The organism is Bacillus sp. ME78 (genome assembly GCF_903970865.1).
GTDB classification, from domain to species: Bacteria; Bacillota; Bacilli; order Bacillales; family Bacillaceae_G; genus Bacillus_A; species Bacillus_A cereus.
Window position 1 is genome coordinate 538,542 of the sequence record NZ_CAJCKK010000001.1, and the last position, 20,543, is coordinate 559,084.

Here is a 20,543-nt window from a genome sequence, read left to right on the forward strand (position 1 = left end):
GGACCTATGCCGTACCGAAAATATAGAGAAAAAAAATACGAAACAAAATATCGTGAAGCATTTAAAGTGTTTCAAGAAAAGATAGGTATTACGTTTACAGATGAAAAATTATTGATTCAAGCATTTACGCATTCATCGTATGTGAATGAGCATCGAAAAAAACCGCATGAAGATAATGAGCGTCTTGAATTTCTTGGAGATGCAGTATTGGAACTTACTGTATCGCAGTATCTGTTTCAAAAATATCCGACAATGAGCGAAGGAGAGTTAACAAAACTACGTGCAGCTATTGTATGTGAGCCATCTCTTGTTCGTTTTGCGAACGAATTGTCATTTGGTAGCCTTGTTTTATTAGGAAAAGGTGAAGAAATGACAGGTGGACGTGAACGACCAGCTTTATTAGCGGATGTCTTTGAAGCGTTTATTGGTGCCCTTTATCTTGATCAAGGGTTAGAAACAGTTTGGGAATTCTTAAAAGAAATTGTATATCCGAAAATTAATGAGGGTGCTTTTTCTCATGTGATGGATTATAAGAGTCAGTTACAAGAATTGATTCAGCGTGATGGTAGTGGCAATGTTGAGTATCAAATTTTGCAAGAAAAAGGACCAGCTCACAATCGAGAATTTGTGTCACGTGTTACGTTAAATAACGTAGCTTTAGGTCTTGGTAGTGGTAAGTCGAAAAAAGAAGCAGAGCAACAAGCTGCTGCAGAAGCATTGAAAAAATTAAAAGAACAACTATAAGGAATCCCCCTTTGAATGAGGGGGATTCCTTATGCATAGAATGAAACTTTCTTTTTGTTTGTAAATAAAAAGAAGGTAAATCCGTATAATAGCTTGTTTTTGTATAGAGAACATTTATAACGACGGAGAATAGGAGGAAGGCCTTTCGTGTTTTTAAAAAGATTAGAAATAGCAGGGTTTAAGTCTTTTGCTGAGCGTGTATCTGTTGATTTTGTCCCGGGTGTAACTTCTGTAGTAGGACCTAATGGAAGCGGGAAAAGTAATATTACTGATGCAATTCGCTGGGTACTTGGTGAACAATCTGCAAAATCATTACGTGGTGCAAAGATGGAGGATATTATTTTTGCAGGCAGTGATACGAGGAGAGCGGTTAATGTTGCTGAAGTAACAATAACTTTAAATAATGAAGATCAACGTTTACCAATTGAATACAATGAGGTGTGTGTAACACGTCGTGTATCTCGTTCAGGTGAAAGTGATTTTTATATTAATAAACAATCATGTAGATTGAAAGATATTATTGATTTATTTATGGACTCTGGTATGGGAAGAGAAGCTTTTTCAATTATTAGCCAGGGGAAAGTGGAAGAGATTTTAAGTAGTAAGTCAGAAGAGCGTCGAGGTGTATTTGAAGAAGCGGCAGGCGTACTAAAATACAAACTTCGCAAAAAGAAAGCTGAAGGAAAATTAGAAGAAACACAAGAAAACTTAAATCGTGTACAAGATATAATTCATGAATTAAGTAGTCAAGTAGAACCTTTAGAAAGACAAGCTTCTATTGCGAAAGATTATCTTGAGAATAAAGAAGAATTAGAGAAAGTAGAAGCTGCGCTTATTGTCCATGAAATTGAAGAATTACATGAGAAATGGGAAGCACTTCGAAATCAGTTTGGGCATAATAAAAACGAAGAAGCTAAAATGTCAACGAATTTACAAAAAAGTGAAGAAGAACTTGAGGAATTACGAGGACAATTACAAGCGGTAGATGAGTCTGTAGACTCGTTGCAAGAGGTACTTCTTCTTTCTAGTAAAGAGCTAGAAAAACTAGAAGGGCAACGCGAGTTGTTAAAAGAGAGAAAGCAAAATGCTACGACGCATTGTGCGCAACTTGAGCAGTTAATTGTTGAATTAACAGAGAAAGCTAAAATTTACGATGGTGAGATTGAGTCAAGTACAGAAGCTTTAATGCAATTTGTGAATGAAGTAAAAGAGTTGGAGCAAAAATTGCATGATAATGAGCAATTGCTTGCTACTTTTGCTGACAATTTAGAGGAACAGATTGAGAATTTAAAAGGTGACTATATTGAACTTTTAAATCAACAAGCTAGTCATCGCAATGAATTATCTATGATTGAAGAACAATCTAAACAGCAAACGTCTAAAAACGAGCGTCTAGATGAAGAGAATGCGAAATATGTAGAAATGCGTATGGAAATTACAGCGAAAAAGACGAAACTTGTAGAAAGTTACGAACAAGCGAAAGAAAAAGTAGCTGGCATTCTCTCAAACATACAGAAGACAGAGGCGGCACTTGGGAAATGTAAGACGCAGTATAGTGAAAATGAAACAAAACTATACCAAGCATACCAATTTGTGCAACAGGCACGTTCTCGAAAAGAAATGCTTGAAGAGATGCAAGAAGACTATTCTGGCTTCTATCAAGGTGTACGTGAAGTATTGAAAGCTAGAGAAAATAGGTTGCAAGGTATCGAGGGTGCTGTTGCGGAACTGTTAACGGTTCCGAAAGAATACGAAGTTGCAATGGAAATCGCTCTAGGTGCAGCGATGCAGCATATTGTTGTACAAACAGAGGAGCATGCTCGTAATGCGATTGCATTTTTAAAGCAAAATAAACATGGACGTGCAACGTTTTTACCGCAAGCTGTTATTAAAAGCAGATCGTTATCATTTGAGCAATTACGCATTGTAAATCAACACCCATCGTTTGTAGGTGTGGCGGCAGAACTTGTGCAGTACAACAATAAATATGAAAATGTAGTTTCAAATTTATTAGGTACTGTTATTGTTGCGAAAGATTTACGCGGAGCAAATGAGTTGGCGAAACAACTGCAATACCGTTATCGCATTGTAACAATTGAAGGTGACGTAGTGAATCCTGGCGGTTCTATGACTGGTGGGGCGGTAAAACAAGCGAAATCTTCTTTATTAGGACGCCAACGTGAACTGGAAGAGTGGACTCGCAAGTTAACTGATATGGAAGAAAAAACAACGAAGTTAGAAAACTTTGTTAAAGCAGTAAAACAAGAGATTCAAGAAAAAGAAGTGAAAATACGCGAACTAAGGAAAACTGTAGAAGTGGATCGTGTAGAAGAGCAGAAATTAAGAGAAGAGATTAATCGTTTAGAATTAGAAGAACATCGTATTAATGACCGCTTGTCTATTTATGATTTAGAGATTGAAGGGTTTTTACAAGATCGAGTAAAAATGCAAGGGCGTAAAGAGGAGTTAGAAGGGATTTTAGCGAATCTTCAAGCTGATATCACTGAGTTAGATAGTAAAATTGTAGCTTTAACAAAACAAAAAAGTGAGCAACATTCTTCGAAAGAAAAAGTTCAAAAAGAAATGACTGAATTAAAAGTGCTGGCAGCTGAAAAGCAACAACGCTTATCTAATCAAAAAGAAAAAATTGAACGATTGACGAAGGAAAAAGAAGAAACGGATGCGACACTTGTAAAAACGAAAGAGGATTTAGCATTCTTAAAACAAGAAATGACATCTAATTCAAGTGGTGAAGAGCAAATTACGAATATGATTGAGAAGAAAGCGTATGATCGTAATCAAACTTCAGAATTAATTCGCTCTCGTCGTGAACAACGTGTATCGTTGCAAGAGAGAGTAGAACATTTAGAACGCAATTTGAAAGAAACGACAGGTAAACATAAATATATTCTTGAAATGTTGAAAGATCAAGAAGTGAGAATAAACCGACTTGATGTAGAGTTGGAAAATAGATTACAACATTTACGTGAAACATATACGATTTCATTTGAAGCGGCGAAACTAAAATATACAATGACAATGCCTGCAGAAGATGCGCGTAAGAAAGTAAAATTAATCAAATTATCCATAGAAGAGTTAGGTACAGTGAACCTAGGGGCAATTGATGAATATGAACGTGTAGCGGAGCGTCATACATTCTTACTAGAGCAGAGAGACGATCTAGAAGAAGCGAAAACGACATTGCACCAGCTTATTACCGAAATGGATGAAGAAATGAAAAAACGCTTTTCTACTACGTTTGAAGGCATTAGAGTGGAATTTCAATCGGTATTCTCTGAATTATTTGGAGGCGGTAGAGCGGATTTAGTAATGACTAATCCAGAGGATTTACTAAATACGGGTATTGATATTGTAGCACAACCGCCAGGGAAGAAATTGCAGAACTTAGGTTTACTTTCAGGTGGAGAGCGTGCTTTAACGGCAATTGCGCTTTTATTTGGTATTTTAAAAGTGCGCCCAGTACCGTTCTGTGTACTAGATGAGGTAGAGGCCGCCCTTGATGAAGCGAATGTAGCTCGTTTTGCACAGTATTTAAAGAAATTTAGTGATGAGACGCAGTTTATTGTAATTACACATAGAAAAGGTACAATGGAAGAGTCTGATGTGTTGTACGGTGTAACAATGCAAGAATCAGGGGTATCTAAACTTGTTTCGGTTCGTTTAGATGCTGGAGAAGAACTTATTGCAAGTGAATAGGAAGGATGGGAAAGTATGAGTTTTTTTAAAAAACTAAAAGAAAAAATTTCAAAACAAACGGATACAGTTACAGAGAAATTTAAACACGGATTAGAAAAAACTAGAAATTCATTTGCGGATAAAGTGAATGATTTAGTGTATCGTTACCGTAAAGTGGACGAAGATTTCTTCGAAGAGTTAGAAGAAATCTTAATTGGTGCAGACGTTGGCGTTGCGACGGTAATGGAATTAATTGATCAATTGAAAGAAGAAGTACAACGTCGTAACATTCAAGATCCAAAAGAAGTACAAGCTGTTATTTCAGAAAAACTAGTGGGAATTTACAAAGGTGACAGCGATTTTAGTAACGAAATTAATATGCAAGAGGACCAATTAACGGTTGTTTTATTTGTTGGTGTTAACGGTGTAGGAAAAACGACAACAATTGGTAAACTGGCGCATAAGTTTAAATCAGAAGGTAAGTCAGTCCTATTGGCAGCAGGAGACACATTCCGTGCTGGGGCGATTGAACAATTAGAAGTATGGGGCGATCGTGTTGGTGTAGAAGTGATTAAACAAGGATCTGGATCTGATCCAGCGGCGGTTATGTATGACGCTGTACAAGCTGCGAAAGCACGTAAGGTAGATGTATTACTATGTGACACAGCAGGACGCTTGCAAAATAAAGTAAACTTAATGAAAGAGTTAGAGAAGGTGAAGCGTGTAATTGAGCGTGAAGTACCAGGTGCTCCTCATGAAGTATTGCTTGTTATTGATGCAACAACAGGACAAAACGGTTTAAGCCAAGCGAAAACATTCCGGGAGGCAACGAATGTAACTGGTATTGTTTTAACGAAGTTAGATGGAACTGCTAAAGGTGGTATTGTATTAGCGATTCGTAACGAAATGGATGTACCGGTGAAGTTTGTTGGATTAGGAGAGCAAATGGATGATTTGCAGCAGTTTGATCCAGAACAATATGTGTATGGTTTATTTGCGAACTTAGTAGAAACAGAAGAAGTATAAGCGAAAGAAGCGGTATTTCCGCTTCTTTTTCTATAAAAATATATGATGTTAAGAAAAAAACTTGACACTCTTTTGGACTCCATGTAAACTAATTCATGTAAAGGGAAATCACTTAACAAAGGATGATCCAACATGCTCGAAAAAACAACGAGAATGAACTATTTATTTGATTTTTATCAATCGTTGTTAACGCAAAAACAAAGAAGTTATATGTCGCTTTATTATCTAGATGATTTATCTCTTGGTGAAATTGCGGAAGAATTTGATGTAAGTCGCCAAGCCGTGTATGATAACATTAAACGGACTGAAGCGATGCTTGAAGAATATGAAGAAAAATTAGTATTACTTCAAAAGTTTCAAGAGCGACAGCGACTTGTTGCAAAGCTAAAACAGCTAATCAGCGAAGAAGAGCATGTGAATGAAGAAATGAAACAAGTTGTTGAAGCTATCGAAAAATTAGATTAGGAGGGCGGCAATATGGCATTTGAAGGATTAGCCGACCGACTTCAACAGACAATGCAAAAAATCCGCGGCAAAGGAAAAGTTTCTGAAGCCGATGTGAAAGAAATGATGAGAGAAGTTCGTCTAGCTCTTTTAGAAGCAGATGTTAACTTTAAAGTAGTAAAAGATTTTGTGAAGCGTGTGTCTGAACGTGCTGTCGGACAAGATGTAATGAAAAGTTTGACACCTGGACAACAAGTAATTAAAGTTGTACAGGAAGAACTTACAGAACTTATGGGCGGAGAGCAAAGCAAAATTGCTGTTGCTAATAAGCCACCGACTGTTATTATGATGGTTGGTCTGCAAGGTGCGGGTAAAACAACGACGACAGGTAAGCTTGCGAATTTGCTTCGTAAAAAGCATAATCGTAAACCGATGCTTGTTGCAGCTGATATTTACCGTCCAGCAGCAATTAAACAGCTTGAAACATTAGGGAAGCAATTGGACATGCCTGTATTTTCTTTAGGAGATCAAGTAAGTCCTGTTGAAATTGCGAAACAAGCGATTGCAAAAGCAAAAGAAGATCATCATGATTATGTTTTAATCGATACAGCGGGTCGCCTGCATATTGATGAAGAACTAATGGATGAATTAGCGAAAGTTAAAGAAGTTGCGAAACCGGATGAAATTTTCCTTGTTGTCGATGCGATGACGGGACAAGACGCGGTAAATGTTGCACAAAGTTTCCATGAACAGTTAGGTTTAACAGGTGTTGTATTAACGAAATTAGATGGTGATACGCGCGGTGGTGCTGCATTATCTATTAAGGCTGTAACAAACACACCGATTAAATTTGCTGGTATGGGTGAAAAACTAGATGCAATTGAAGCGTTCCATCCAGAGCGTATGGCATCCCGTATTTTAGGGATGGGCGATGTCTTAACATTGATTGAAAAAGCGCAAGCTACAGTTGATGAAGAGAAAGCAAAAGAACTTGAGCAAAAAATGCGTACGCTTTCGTTTACGCTTGACGATTTCCTAGAACAACTTGGACAAGTGCGTCAACTTGGGCCGCTTGATGAATTGTTAGGAATGCTTCCTGGTGCAAATAAAATTAAAGGGCTGAAAAATGCGCAAGTTGATGAAAAACAAATTGGGCATATTGAGGCAATTATTCGTTCTATGACTAAATTAGAACGAGAACAACCGGAAATAATCAATGCTAGTCGCAAAAAGCGCATTGCCAAAGGTAGCGGTACAACTGTACAAGAAATCAATCGTCTAATCAAACAATTCGATGACATGAAAAAAATGATGAAGACGATGACTGGAATGCAAAAAGGCAAGAAAAAAGGACTAGGTGGATTGAAGTTTCCATTCATGTAAGGAAAAAAAGATGGCTCTGTTAAGAAAAAATACTTTACAAAGCAATAGTCTTTTTGCTAATATAATTATCTGTGTGAAATAAATTCGGAGGTGCTTTATAAATGGCAGTTAAAATTCGTTTAAAACGTATGGGAGCTAAAAAAACTCCTTTCTATCGTGTAGTTGTTGCAGATTCTCGTTCTCCTCGTGACGGACGTTTCATTGAGGAAATCGGAACTTACAATCCAGTTGCTCAACCAGCTGAAGTTAAGATCAACGAAGAAGCAGCATTAAAATGGTTAGGAAATGGTGCTAAACCATCTGATACAGTTCGTAACTTATTCTCTAACCAAGGTATCATGGAGAAATTCCACTTATCTAAACAAGGTAAGTAATTGAGGCAATGACTATGAAGAAGTTAGTCGAGACGATTGTCAAGCCTCTTGTCGATCATCCTGAAGATGTAAAAGTTACACAGGAACTTTACAACGGAGAGATAAAGTATCGATTAACTGTACATCCTGAGGATGTTGGAAAAGTCATTGGAAAGCAAGGGAGAGTTGCGAAAGCGATTCGAATGCTCTTGTATTCAGTGGGACATCATAATGATGAAAAAGTAACACTGGAAATTCAATAAACGTAAAAAGGGCGAGGAGTTATTCCTCTCCCTTTTTTAACATTTAAATAGAGATTGCATGTTCCATCTATGAAATGGAGATGCTTAATTTATATAGAAACCAGGGGTGACATACTATTTATGACAAAATGGTTTAACGTAGGGAAAATTGTAAATACTCATGGCGTAAGAGGAGAAATCCGTGTTATTTCTCGTACTGATTTTCCAGAAGAGCGATATAAAGTAGGAAACACACTATACATATCGAATGAGAAAGACACAGACTACCTTCCGGTGAAGGTAACTTCTCATCGCCAACATAAGACATTCGATTTATTAACATTTGAAGGATATAACAATGTAGATGAAGTAGAGAAGTTTAAAGGTTCTTTAATAAAAGTACCAGAAGAGCAGTTAGGCGAACTTGCTGAAGGTGAATACTACTATCACGAAATTATTGGTTGCAGCGTTGTAACGGAAGAAGGAGAAGCGCTAGGGACAATCAAAGAAATTCTCTCTCCTGGTGCAAATGATGTTTGGGTGATTAAACGTCCGAAGGGTCAAGATCTTTTAATTCCTTATATTGATGACGTTGTACTTCAAGTTAATATTGAAAATAAATTAGTAACCATTCATGTAATGGAAGGGTTGCTATAATGAAAATTGATATTTTAACGTTGTTCCCAGACATGTTTACCGGTGTATTTGGATCTTCTATATTAAAGAAGGCGCAAGAAAAAGAAGCGGTAAACCTTCGTGTTGTTAACTTTCGTGATTATACAACAAGTAAGCATAATAGCGTAGACGATTATCCTTACGGCGGAGGAGCTGGTATGGTGCTTACTCCTCAGCCTATTTTTGATGCTGTAGAAGATTTGACGAAAGAGACAGAGCGTAAGCCGAGAGTTGTCTTAATGTGTCCGCAGGGCGAAAGATTTACGCAGAAGAAAGCGGAAGAGCTTGCAGAGGAAGAACATTTGATCTTTGTATGTGGGCATTATGAAGGGTATGACGAACGAATTCGTGAGCATCTCGTAACGGATGAGATTTCTATTGGTGACTATGTATTAACGGGCGGAGAATTAGCTTCTATGGTTATTACTGATAGTGTTGTACGTCTCTTGCCAGGCGTGCTAGGAAATCATGCTTCACAAGTGGAGGATTCGTTTAGTACAGGTTTATTAGAGCATCCTCATTATACACGTCCGGCTGATTTTCGTGGTATGAAGGTACCGGATGTATTAATGTCAGGGAATCATAAAAATATTGACGAATGGCGACATAAGGAATCTTTGCGCCGTACGTATACGCGTAGACCTGATTTGTTAGATGATAGAGATCTATCTAAACAAGAGAAAAAATGGCTTGAGGAAATAAAGCGAGAGCAGTAATAACTTCATATATTTGCTATTGCAACAGGCCTAGTAATATGCTATTATAACATTTGTGCTACTGAAATCAGTAGCCGTATTAACGATGTTCCGCTGTAATTTATTAAGACTTTATAAGAGCATCTGTTTAAAGGAGAGAATTTAATATGCAACAATTAATCGCAGAAATTACAAAAGGCCAATTAAAAACTGACCTTCCTTCATTCCGTCCTGGTGACACTTTACGTGTACACGTAAAAGTTGTTGAGGGAACTCGTGAAAGAATTCAGCTTTTCGAAGGTGTTGTAATTAAACGTCGTGGTGGCGGAATTAGTGAAACATTCACAGTTCGTAAGATTTCTTACGGTGTAGGTGTTGAGCGTACATTCCCAGTTCACACGCCAAGAATCGCGAAAATCGAAGTACTTCGCCGTGGTAAAGTACGTCGTGCTAAGTTATACTACTTACGTAACCTTCGCGGTAAAAAAGCACGTATTAAAGAAATTCGATAAGACATGTATGGGAGCTTGTAAATGCACAAGCTCCCTTTTTCCAATCTATATGAAATTTTGGTATAATACGAACAGCTTACATAACCGTGGAGGGGAAATGCATGAAAAAAGAGAAGAGTTCACTTTGGGAATGGATTAAAGCAATTTTGATTGCTGTTGTATTAGCTGGTGTTATTAGACAGTTTTTCTTTGCTCCAATTCTCGTAGACGGGGTATCGATGGCACCTACTTTACATGATCGTGATCGAATGATTGTGAATAAAATTGGTTATCACATTGGAGATCCAAAACGCTTTGATATTATCGTATTTCGAGCAACAGAAGATAAAGATTACATTAAGCGCATTATAGGCCTGCCAGGCGATAAAATAGAGTATCGTAATGATAAACTGTATGTTAACGGAAAGGCTTATGAGGAGCCGTATTTAGACAAGCAGAAAAAGCAAATTGCTGACGGACCGCTTACATATGATTTTAATCTTGAAGAAATGACAGGCAAGAAAACTGTTCCAAAAGATCAATTATTTGTTTTAGGTGATAATCGTCGTTTTAGTAAAGATAGCCGTTCAATCGGTACGATTTCAAAGGATCAAGTAATTGGTAAAGCCAATATGTTATATTGGCCGTTAGAAGACGCACGTATTGTGAAATAAATGAAAAAGAAGGTGGCAACATGGTAATTCAATGGTTTCCAGGGCATATGGCGAAGGCTAGACGCCAAGTAACGGAGAAATTAAAATTAATTGATGTTGTAATTGAGCTTGTAGATGCTCGATTACCATTATCATCTCGAAACCCAATGATTGATGAAATCATTACACATAAGCCGAGGCTTGTTGTTTTAAATAAAGCGGATATGGCAGATGATCGTTTAACAAAACAATGGATCGCATATTTTAAAGAAAAAGGCCATATGGCAATTTCGATTAATGCGCAAGCTGGACAAGGTATGAAAGAAATTGCAGCAGCTTGTAAAGTGCTTGTTAAAGAAAAATTTGATAAAATGGTTGCAAAAGGTATTAGACCGAGAGCGATTCGCGCATTAATTGTAGGTATACCAAATGTTGGTAAATCTACATTAATTAATAAATTGGCAAAGAAAAATATTGCTAAAACAGGAGATCGTCCAGGTGTGACAACAGCTCAACAATGGATTAAAGTTGGGAAGGAAATGGAATTGTTAGATACGCCAGGTATTCTGTGGCCTAAATTTGAAGATCAATTAGTGGGTCTTCGCTTAGCGACGACGGGTGCAATTAAAGATTCAATTTTAAATTTACAAGATGTAGCTGTTTACGCATTACGTTTTATGGAGAAACATTATCCAGAACGCTTGAAAGAACGCTACAATTTAAATGAGATTCCAGAAGATATTGTGGAATTATTCGATGCAATTGGAAAAAATAGAGGCTGCTTAATGGGCGGCGGAATGATTGATTATGATAAGACATCTGAGCTTGTACTTCGTGAGCTTCGTGGTGGCAAACTTGGAAAAATGACGTTTGAGACACCGGAAGAGTTTGCAGAGCAAGTAGAAGATGTGGAAAAAATAGAAGAAGTATAAGACGTGCGTTTGTGCGTCTTTTCTTTTTGGATACGTTTAAAAAGGAGCTTGTATAAATGCAAACAATGACGATAAAAGAAGCGGAAAATGTATTGAAAGAAATTATGAATGAAGAAGATGATCGCTTTCAACTGTTAATGAAAGATGAGCGAAAAGGCGTTCAAAAGCTCGTTTTGAAGTGGTATAAACAAAAAGAGTTAGAACAGAAAGAAAAAGAGAAGTTTTTTGAAATGTCCAAGTATGAAAATGCTTTGCGTGAAAAAGGGGTCACATATATCGCAGGTATTGATGAAGTAGGGCGCGGGCCATTGGCTGGGCCTGTTGTGACGGCAGCTGTCGTTCTTCCTGAGGATTTTTATATTCCAGGGTTAAATGACTCAAAAAAGCTGAGTGAAGCGAAACGTGAGCGTTTTTATGATGAAATAAAAGTACAAGCGATTGCAATTGGAGTTGGAATTGTATCACCGCAAGTTATTGATGAAATTAATATTTACCAAGCAACGAAACAAGCGATGTTAGATGCTGTTGCAAATTTATCTTATACACCCCAACATTTATTAATTGATGCGATGAAGCTTCCCACACCAATTCCGCAAACTTCAATTATTAAAGGTGATGCGAAAAGTGTTTCGATTTCAGCTGCATCCATTATCGCAAAAGTAACGAGAGATCGTATGATGAAAGAACTGGGAGAGAAGTATCCTGAATACGGATTTGAGCAACATATGGGATATGGCACAAAGCAACATTTAGAGGCAATTGAAGTGCATGGAGTATTAGAGGAACACCGAAAGTCATTCGCGCCAATTAAAGATATGATTCAAAAATAAGCTGTAAATATACAGCTTATTTTTTATTTTGGCATATAAACATTACTATTTCCGAAAAAGAATAAAGCGATTTCAGTTTTCTGACACTTTATTGTAGACAGCGTGCCAATCATCTTATACAATGGCAATGTAATGTTTTTTAAACATTAAAAAACTTTTCGAGTAAAACAGGAAAACAGGGGAGGATGGGACCATGAATATCCATGAGTACCAAGGTAAGGCAGTCCTTAGAAGCTATGGGGTTAGCGTTCCGAACGGGAAGGTTGCATTTACAGTAGAAGAAGCTGTAGAAGCAGCGAAAGAATTAGGAACAGATGTATGTGTAGTGAAAGCACAAATTCACGCTGGTGGACGCGGCAAAGCTGGCGGAGTAAAAGTTGCAAAAAATTTAGATGAAGTTCGTACATATGCAGAAAGCATTTTAGGAACTACACTTGTGACACATCAAACAGGTCCTGAAGGTAAGGAAGTAAAACGCTTACTTATCGAAGAAGGTTGCGATATTAAAAAAGAATATTATGTAGGTCTAGTTTTAGATCGTGCAACTTCTCAAGTTGTTTTAATGGCTTCTGAAGAAGGCGGAACAGAAATTGAAGAAGTAGCAGAAAAAACACCTGAAAAAATCTTTAAAGAATATATTGATCCAGCAGTAGGCTTACAAGGTTTCCAAGCGCGCCGAATTGCATTTAACATCAATATTCCAAAAGAGCTTGTAGGACAAGCTGTGAAGTTTATGATGGGCTTATACCGTGCGTTTATTGAAAAAGATTGCTCTATCGCTGAGATTAACCCACTTGTTACAACAGGTGAAGGTAAAGTTATGGCACTAGATGCAAAATTAAACTTTGATTCTAATGCGTTATATCGCCATAAAGACATTTTAGAGCTTCGTGATCTTGACGAAGAAGATGCAAAAGAAATTGAAGCTTCAAAATACGACTTAAACTACATTCCTTTAGATGGAAATATCGGTTGTATGGTTAATGGTGCAGGTTTAGCGATGGCTACAATGGATATCATTAAACATTACCACGGTGACCCAGCTAACTTCTTAGATGTTGGTGGCGGTGCAACTGCTGAAAAAGTTACAGAAGCATTCAAAATTATCCTTTCTGACAAAAATGTAAAAGGTATCTTCGTTAACATTTTTGGTGGCATTATGAAGTGTGATGTTATTGCAGAAGGTGTTATTGAAGCAACGAAACAGGTAGGTCTTGAGTTACCTTTAGTTGTACGTCTTGAAGGTACAAACGTAGAACTAGGTAAGAAAATTTTAAATGAGTCTGGCTTAAATATTGTTGCAGCAGAATCTATGGCAGACGGTGCACAAAAAATTGTTTCACTAGTGGGCTAATAGAAAGCGGGGGAGAAAAATGAGCGTATTAGTTAATAAAGATACAAAAGTTATTGTTCAAGGTATTACAGGTTCTCAAGGTTTATTCCATACAAAACAAATGATTGAATACGGTACGAAAATTGTCGGTGGTGTAACGCCAGGTAAAGGTGGCACTGATATTGAAGGTGTACCAGTATTTGATACTGTAGAAGATGCAGTGAAAGCAACAGGCGCAAACGCTTCAGTTGTATACGTTCCACCCGCTTTTGCGGCTGATGCAATTATGGAAGCAGTTGATGCAGAAATTGATTTAGTAGTATGTATTACTGAAGGAATTCCTGTATTAGATATGGTAAACGTAAAGAGATATATGGCTGGTAAACATACACGTTTACTTGGACCAAACTGCCCAGGTGTTATCACGCCTGATGAATGTAAAATCGGTATTATGCCAGGATACATTCATAAAAAAGGTCATGTAGGTATCGTATCGCGCTCTGGTACTTTAACGTATGAAGCTGTACACCAGTTAACACAAGAGGGTATTGGACAATCTACTGCTGTAGGTATCGGCGGGGACCCTGTTAACGGTACAGACTTTATTGATGCGTTAAAAGCATTTAATGAAGATGAAGAAACACATGCTGTAATTATGATTGGTGAAATCGGCGGTACAGCAGAAGAAGAGGCAGCTGAATGGGTAAAAGCTAATATGACAAAACCTGTTGTAGGCTTCATTGGTGGTCAAACAGCGCCTGCTGGCAAACGTATGGGCCATGCTGGTGCAATCATTTCTGGCGGTAAAGGAACTGCTGCTGAAAAGATTAAAACAATGGAAGCTTGTGGCATTAAAGTAGCTGAAACTCCAGCAGTTATGGGAGAAACGCTAATCTCTGTTTTAAAAGAAAAAGGTTTATTTGAGACTTGCAAAAACTATTAATCTGTTGAAAGACACCCTCTTACTTGAGGGTGTCTTTTTACACTTTTTCTGTTTACATAATAAAAATTATGGGTAAGGAGAATTGAGATGAAAAGAGAGCGATTATTACATCTTCATTACTTGCTAGCAGATTATTGGAAAGCGATGGAGAGGCTACTATATGTCGATCCAGAATTAAAGAACATATATACTTTTAACGAAAAACAAATGGAATACTACACTGGAATATCCTCGAAAAAATCTTCAGAACTAGTGAAATTTCTTCAAAGTTCAAATCTTCCGCAATATATATCTTATTTAGAGAAAAATCGTATTTTTTATATAACGATATGGGATGAAAATTATCCGCAATTATTACGTGAAATACAAGATCCTCCCTTCGTTTTATATGGAAAAGGAGAGAAAGATTTTCTCAATAAAGTAAATAAATTAGCAGTTGTTGGAACGAGAGAACCATCATTATATGGTCATGAGAGTTTGAAGTTTATTTTACACCCTTTATTAGAAAGAGAGTGGCTTATTGTCAGTGGGTTTGCAAAAGGGATAGATACAATGTCTCATGAGATTACAGTAAGGCATCATTGCCCGACTATTGCGATATTAGGGCACGGATTGTCGTTTATGTATCCGAAAGAAAATAGACATTTATATGAAATGTGGAAGGAATATATATTGTTATTGACAGAGTATCCTCCACACTATGCACCGAAAAAATGGTATTTTCCAAAAAGGAACCGGATTGTTAGTGGTATAAGTAAAGGTGTTTTAGTTGTAGAAGCCAAATCGAGAAGTGGAACACTTATTACTGCAGACCTTGCGTTAGAGCAAAATAGAGAGGTGTTTGCGCTTCCTGGACCTATATTTATAGAGGGGGCATCGGGAACGAATCATCTTATTCAACAAGGAGCAAAATTAGTAAGAAATGCAGAAGATATCTTGGAGGAGATTTTAAATTAACCTTATATTTTTAAATTTTTATTAAACAATTATTGACAAATGGTAGATTGGCACTGTATGGTATATTCATTCTTGATTGACAAAAACAAGAGAAATCAATAAGATTAATGAAGACTTGAATCCACCTCTTAAGGAGGCACTAGCATGTCAGATTACCTCGTAATCGTGGAGTCGCCTTCTAAGGCGAAGACCATTGAGAAATATTTAGGGAAAAAATACAAAGTTGTCGCGTCTATGGGACATGTTCGCGATTTGCCAAAAAGTCAAATGGGGATAGAAGTAAAGAACAACTTCACCCCGAAGTATATTACCATTCGTGGTAAAGGTCCCGTCTTAAAGGATTTAAAATCAGCGGCGAAAAAAGCAAAGAAAGTTTATCTCGCGGCCGATCCAGACCGCGAAGGGGAAGCGATTGCTTGGCATTTAGCGAATACGTTAAATGTGGACGTTGAATCAGATTGTCGGGTTGTGTTTAATGAGATTACGAAAGATGCAATCAAAGAATCATTTAAACATCCTCGCGCAATTAATATGGATTTAGTAGATGCACAACAAGCAAGACGCATACTTGATCGTCTTGTTGGTTACAATATTAGTCCTTTATTATGGAAGAAAGTAAAAAAAGGATTAAGTGCAGGGCGTGTACAATCTGTAGCAGTTCGTTTAATCATCGAACGTGAAAAGGAAATTCAAAGCTTTGAACCTGAAGAATTCTGGACAATTAAAACAGAATTTGTAAAAGGAAAAGACACATTTGAAGCAAGTTTTTACGGTGTAGATGGTGAAAAAGTTCAATTAACGAATGAAACGCAAGTGAATGAAATAATTGAACAGATGAAAGACAATGCGTTTTCAGTTGAAAATGTAACGCGCAAAGAGCGAAAACGTAATCCTGCATTACCGTTTACAACATCTTCCTTGCAACAAGAAGCAGCACGTAAGTTAAATATGCGAGCAAAGAAAACGATGATGCTTGCACAGCAATTGTATGAAGGGATAGATCTTGGAAAACAAGGAACTGTAGGTCTTATTACGTATATGAGAACTGATTCAACACGTATCTCAGAAACAGCTCAAACAGAGGCACGTACTTACATCACTGAAGCGTATGGTACGGAATACATAGGAACAGAAAAGAAGAAAGAATCGAAAAAGTCAAATGCACAAGATGCACATGAGGCAATTCGTCCTACTTCGGTAATGAGAAAGCCAGAGGAACTGAAAAGTTTCTTAAGTCGTGATCAACTTCGATTATATAAATTGATTTGGGAGCGATTTGTTGCAAGTCAAATGGCGTCTGCTATAATGGATACTGTGACAGCGAGACTCATTAATAACAATGTTCAGTTCCGTGCAAGTGGATCGGTTGTAAAGTTCCCAGGATTTATGAAAGTGTATGTAGAGTCGAAAGATGATGGTGCGGAAGAAAAGGATAAGATGTTGCCGCCTTTAGAAGTAGGGGAAACTGTATTTTCAAAGGATTTAGAACCGAAGCAACATTTTACACAACCTCCTCCGCGCTATACAGAGGCCCGTCTAGTAAGAACACTTGAAGAACTTGGAATTGGAAGACCGTCGACTTATGTACCTACACTTGAAACGATTCAAAAACGTGGATATGTAGGTTTGGATAATAAACGCTTCGTTCCGACTGAACTTGGTGAAATAGTAATTGAACTTATTTTAGAGTTTTTCCCAGAAATTATTAACATTGAATTTACTGCCAATATGGAGCAAAGCCTTGATGAAGTAGAAGAAGGAAATGCCAATTGGGTGAAAATTGTTGATGATTTCTACGTAGGATTTGAACCGCGCTTAGAAAAAGCGGAAAAAGAAATGCGTGAAGTGGAAATTAAAGATGAGCCAGCTGGGGAAGACTGTGAATTATGCGGACATCCAATGGTCTTTAAAATGGGTAAATACGGGAAGTTTATGGCTTGTTCGAATTTCCCTGATTGTCGTAATACAAAAGCGATTGTGAAAGAAATCGGTGTAACTTGTCCGAAATGTGAAGAAGGACAAATTATTGAGCGTCGCAGTAACAAAAAGAAACGTCTTTTCTATGGATGCGGTACGTATCCAGAGTGTGACTTTGTATCTTGGGATAAGCCAATTGGTCGTAAATGTCCGAAGTGTGAAGGCATGCTTGTAGAGAAAAAGTTAAAAAAAGGCGTGCAAGTACAATGTATTTCGTGCGATTATGAAGAAGAACAACAAATGTGAGCGTAACTGCTCACATTTTTTTCGGGAAGAAAAGGAAAGGTGATATAAATGACAACACAAGTAGTAAACGTCATTGGCGCAGGTCTTGCAGGAAGTGAAGCAGCTTACCAAATTGCAAAACGTGGTGTCCAAGTTAGATTATATGAAATGAGGCCGGTAAGGCAAACACCAGCTCATCACACAGATAAATTTGCTGAATTAGTATGTAGTAATTCACTTCGTGCAAACACTTTAACAAATGCAGTTGGAGTTATTAAAGAGGAAATGCGTTTAATGGATTCTGTAATTATTCGTGCGGCAGACGAGTGCTCTGTACCAGCTGGAGGTGCTTTAGCTGTAGACCGTCATGAGTTCGCAGCTAAAGTAACAGAATACGTAAAAAACCATCCGAATGTAACTGTAGTGAACGAAGAGCTTACTGAAATTCCAGAAGGACCAACAATTATTGCAACAGGTCCACTTACATCTCCTGATCTTGCTGCACAATTAAAAGAACTAACAGGTGAAGATTATTTCTATTTCTACGATGCGGCAGCACCAATCGTAGAAAAAGACAGCATTGACATGAATAAAGTATATTTAAAATCGCGTTATGACAAAGGTGAAGCTGCATATTTAAATTGCCCAATGACAGAAGAAGAGTTTGACCGTTTTTATGAGGCTTTAATTGCTGCTGAGACAGTGCCTTTAAAAGAGTTTGAAAAAGAAATTTTCTTTGAAGGTTGTATGCCAGTAGAAGTTATGGCAAGTAGAGGGAGACAGACGCTAGTATTTGGACCTATGAAACCTGTTGGATTGGAAGATCCAAAAACAGGAAAAACGCCATATGCTGTTGTTCAGTTGCGTCAAGATGATGCAGCGGGAACTTTATACAATATCGTAGGTTTCCAAACGCATTTAAAATGGGGACCACAAAAAGAAGTGCTACAGTTAATTCCGGGACTGGAAAATGCAGAGATTGTACGTTATGGTGTAATGCATCGTAATACGTTTATTAATTCACCTAATTTGCTTCGTCCAACATATCAATATAAACAACGTGATGATTTATTCTTCGCTGGTCAAATGACTGGAGTAGAGGGATATGTTGAATCAGCAGCATCAGGATTATTAGCGGGAATTAATGCTGCACGTCTTGTGCAAGGTGAAGAGCCAGTTGTATTACCGTCAGTAACTGCAATGGGTAGCATGGCAAATTACATTACGGCAACGAATGCTAAAAACTTCCAACCGATGAATGCGAACTTCGGTCTATTTGCACCGTTAGAGAAAAAGATCAAAAAGAAAGCGGAACGAAATGAAGCATACGCAACACGCGCTTTAGAAACAATTCAAAATTTTGTAAATATTTAGTTAAATTTCTTGCAAAGGCTACTAAGTTGTGATACGATTTAGTAGCCTTTATTGAGGTGAGTTGTGTGAATGTGAAGAAATTGTTACAATTATTCGTTGGATATTTACAAATTGAAAGAAATTATTCAAAATATACAATTGCAAGTTATCAAAATGATTTAGAACATTTTGTGCAATTTATGGAGCGAGAAGGCATATCCTCTTTTTTAGACGTTACATACGCGGATGTTCGTTTGTACTTAACGACGTTGCACGATGAAAAGTTAGCCCGTAAATCTGTCGCAAGAAAAGTATCAAGCTTACGAAGTTTATATCGTTTTTTGATGCGTGAAGGTTATCGAAAAGATAATCCGTTTGCACTTGCGTCACTCCCCAAAAAAGAATTGTCAATCCCAAAGTTTTTATATGCTGAAGAGTTAGAGGAATTATTTGAAGTTTCTGACACGGGAACACCATTAGGTCAAAGGAATCAAGCTTTATTAGAGTTGATGTATGCGACTGGAATCCGTGTGAGTGAATGTGTCAATTTACAACTTACCGATATTGACTTTGCGGTGGGAACAATTTTAGTAATGGGAAAAGGAAAAAAACAAAGGTATATTCCGTTCGGAAGCTATGCGCAAGATTCTTTAATTACTTATATAGAGAATGGGAGAAAACAGTTAGTTAATAAGACTGACGAAGACTCTCGTATGGTATTTTTAAATGCGAAAGGTACACCGCTAACAAGTCGTGGAGTACGTTATGTTTTAAATGAACTCATTAAAAAGGCGTCACTGACAATGCGGATAAGTCCCCATATGTTAAGGCATACATTTGCTACACACATGTTAGATGAAGGGGCGGATTTACGTACTGTACAGGAGCTATTAGGTCATGAGAATTTGTCGACTACACAAATTTATACGCATGTCTCTAAAGAAAGATTGCGTTCTGTTTACATGAAGCATCACCCGCGGGCATAAATTGCTTTAAAAGCTATAAAAACAAATAAAGGAGTTTTTTCTATGGGGAATTTCCACGCTACAACGATATTTGCAGTTCATCATAATGGAGAATGTGCAATGGCTGGAGATGGTCAGGTGACAATGGGAAATGCTGTTGTAATGAAACATACAGCTCGTAAAGTTCGCAGACTTTTCCAAGGTAAAGTTTTAGCTGGTTTTGCAGGTTCAGTTGCTGATGCATTTACTCTTTTTGAAATGTTTGAAGGAAAATTAGAAGAGTATAATGGCAACTTGCAGCGTGCTGCTGTTGAAATGGCAAAACAATGGCGTGGCGATAAAATGTTACGTCAACTAGAAGCGATGCTCATTGTCATGGATAAAACAACTATGCTTCTTGTTTCAGGTACAGGAGAAGTGATTGAACCGGATGATGGTATTTTAGCAATTGGATCTGGTGGAAATTATGCGCTTTCTGCAGGTCGTGCTTTAAAGCAATATGCAAGTGAACACTTAACAGCGAAACAAATTGCGAAAGCGAGTTTAGAGATTGCTGGTGATATTTGTGTTTATACGAATCACAACATAATTGTTGAAGAATTGTAGAATCGTAAGGGAGGCATTTT

General features: G+C 37.5%; 20 protein-coding genes. All 20 read left to right on the forward strand.

Going from position 1 to position 20,543, the window contains the following annotated elements:
- Nucleotides 1-6 precede the first annotated feature (6 nt).
- The 20 genes from rncS to hslV all read left to right on the forward strand — a co-directional run bounded on the left by rncS (nucleotide 7) and on the right by hslV (nucleotide 20,523).
- Nucleotides 7-744, forward strand: a complete 738-nt coding sequence (gene rncS / locus H6481_RS02955) for a ribonuclease III (RefSeq protein ID WP_001146875.1) — start codon at nucleotides 7-9, stop codon at nucleotides 742-744.
- A gap of 147 nt (nucleotides 745-891) precedes the next feature.
- A complete protein-coding gene (smc, locus tag H6481_RS02960) occupies nucleotides 892-4,461 on the forward strand; it encodes a chromosome segregation protein SMC (protein ID WP_182811010.1) in 3,570 nt (1,189 codons plus the stop codon).
- A 15-nt stretch (nucleotides 4,462-4,476) separates the two neighbouring features.
- Nucleotides 4,477-5,466 (forward strand): signal recognition particle-docking protein FtsY, encoded by a 990-nt coding sequence (gene ftsY / locus H6481_RS02965; RefSeq protein WP_000007642.1) that lies wholly within the window; start codon nucleotides 4,477-4,479, stop codon nucleotides 5,464-5,466.
- Nucleotides 5,467-5,598: 132 nt separating this feature from the next.
- Complete coding sequence (locus tag H6481_RS02970) at nucleotides 5,599-5,931, forward strand: putative DNA-binding protein (protein WP_000891062.1); 333 nt, start codon at nucleotides 5,599-5,601, stop codon at nucleotides 5,929-5,931.
- A gap of 12 nt (nucleotides 5,932-5,943) precedes the next feature.
- Nucleotides 5,944-7,293 carry a signal recognition particle protein gene (ffh, locus tag H6481_RS02975; protein ID WP_000863460.1) on the forward strand — a complete coding sequence of 450 codons (1,350 nt, stop codon included), beginning with the start codon at nucleotides 5,944-5,946 and terminating at the stop codon, nucleotides 7,291-7,293.
- Between the two features lie 101 nt (nucleotides 7,294-7,394).
- On the forward strand, nucleotides 7,395-7,667 hold the full coding sequence (rpsP, locus tag H6481_RS02980; RefSeq protein ID WP_000268750.1) for a 30S ribosomal protein S16: 273 nt from the start codon (nucleotides 7,395-7,397) through the stop codon (nucleotides 7,665-7,667).
- Nucleotides 7,668-7,681: 14 nt separating this feature from the next.
- Nucleotides 7,682-7,909 carry a KH domain-containing protein gene (locus H6481_RS02985; RefSeq protein ID WP_000737399.1) on the forward strand — a complete coding sequence of 76 codons (228 nt, stop codon included), beginning with the start codon at nucleotides 7,682-7,684 and terminating at the stop codon, nucleotides 7,907-7,909.
- A 120-nt stretch (nucleotides 7,910-8,029) separates the two neighbouring features.
- Nucleotides 8,030-8,545, forward strand: coding sequence for a ribosome maturation factor RimM (gene rimM / locus H6481_RS02990; protein ID WP_000170272.1), 516 nt, complete (start codon nucleotides 8,030-8,032; stop codon nucleotides 8,543-8,545).
- Nucleotides 8,545-9,279: a tRNA (guanosine(37)-N1)-methyltransferase TrmD gene (trmD, locus tag H6481_RS02995; RefSeq protein ID WP_000686899.1), complete on the forward strand. Its 735-nt coding sequence runs from the start codon at nucleotides 8,545-8,547 to the stop codon at nucleotides 9,277-9,279. The genes rimM and trmD overlap by 1 nt, the downstream gene beginning before the upstream one ends.
- A gap of 146 nt (nucleotides 9,280-9,425) precedes the next feature.
- Entirely contained in the window at nucleotides 9,426-9,770 is a 345-nt protein-coding gene (gene rplS / locus H6481_RS03000; protein ID WP_001186516.1) for a 50S ribosomal protein L19, read from the forward strand.
- Nucleotides 9,771-9,871: 101 nt separating this feature from the next.
- Nucleotides 9,872-10,423: a signal peptidase I gene (gene lepB / locus H6481_RS03005; protein WP_182811012.1), complete on the forward strand. Its 552-nt coding sequence runs from the start codon at nucleotides 9,872-9,874 to the stop codon at nucleotides 10,421-10,423.
- Between the two features lie 20 nt (nucleotides 10,424-10,443).
- A complete protein-coding gene (gene ylqF, locus H6481_RS03010) occupies nucleotides 10,444-11,334 on the forward strand; it encodes a ribosome biogenesis GTPase YlqF (RefSeq protein WP_000236702.1) in 891 nt (296 codons plus the stop codon).
- Nucleotides 11,335-11,390: 56 nt separating this feature from the next.
- A complete protein-coding gene (locus H6481_RS03015) occupies nucleotides 11,391-12,164 on the forward strand; it encodes a ribonuclease HII (RefSeq protein ID WP_001194269.1) in 774 nt (257 codons plus the stop codon).
- Nucleotides 12,165-12,357: 193 nt separating this feature from the next.
- Entirely contained in the window at nucleotides 12,358-13,518 is a 1,161-nt protein-coding gene (sucC, locus tag H6481_RS03020; RefSeq protein WP_001020790.1) for an ADP-forming succinate--CoA ligase subunit beta, read from the forward strand.
- Between the two features lie 19 nt (nucleotides 13,519-13,537).
- Entirely contained in the window at nucleotides 13,538-14,440 is a 903-nt protein-coding gene (gene sucD / locus H6481_RS03025; RefSeq protein WP_000115178.1) for a succinate--CoA ligase subunit alpha, read from the forward strand.
- A gap of 87 nt (nucleotides 14,441-14,527) precedes the next feature.
- Nucleotides 14,528-15,397, forward strand: a complete 870-nt coding sequence (dprA, locus tag H6481_RS03030; protein WP_000818046.1) for a DNA-processing protein DprA — start codon at nucleotides 14,528-14,530, stop codon at nucleotides 15,395-15,397.
- A 144-nt stretch (nucleotides 15,398-15,541) separates the two neighbouring features.
- Nucleotides 15,542-17,620: a type I DNA topoisomerase gene (topA, locus tag H6481_RS03035; protein WP_001286955.1), complete on the forward strand. Its 2,079-nt coding sequence runs from the start codon at nucleotides 15,542-15,544 to the stop codon at nucleotides 17,618-17,620.
- 48 nt (nucleotides 17,621-17,668) lie between these two features.
- Nucleotides 17,669-18,973, forward strand: coding sequence for an FADH(2)-oxidizing methylenetetrahydrofolate--tRNA-(uracil(54)-C(5))-methyltransferase TrmFO (gene trmFO / locus H6481_RS03040; protein WP_000213006.1), 1,305 nt, complete (start codon nucleotides 17,669-17,671; stop codon nucleotides 18,971-18,973).
- A 65-nt stretch (nucleotides 18,974-19,038) separates the two neighbouring features.
- Nucleotides 19,039-19,938, forward strand: coding sequence for a tyrosine recombinase XerC (xerC, locus tag H6481_RS03045; protein WP_001101245.1), 900 nt, complete (start codon nucleotides 19,039-19,041; stop codon nucleotides 19,936-19,938).
- 42 nt (nucleotides 19,939-19,980) lie between these two features.
- Entirely contained in the window at nucleotides 19,981-20,523 is a 543-nt protein-coding gene (hslV, locus tag H6481_RS03050) for an ATP-dependent protease proteolytic subunit HslV (protein ID WP_000526274.1), read from the forward strand.
- Nucleotides 20,524-20,543: the final 20 nt, after the last annotated feature.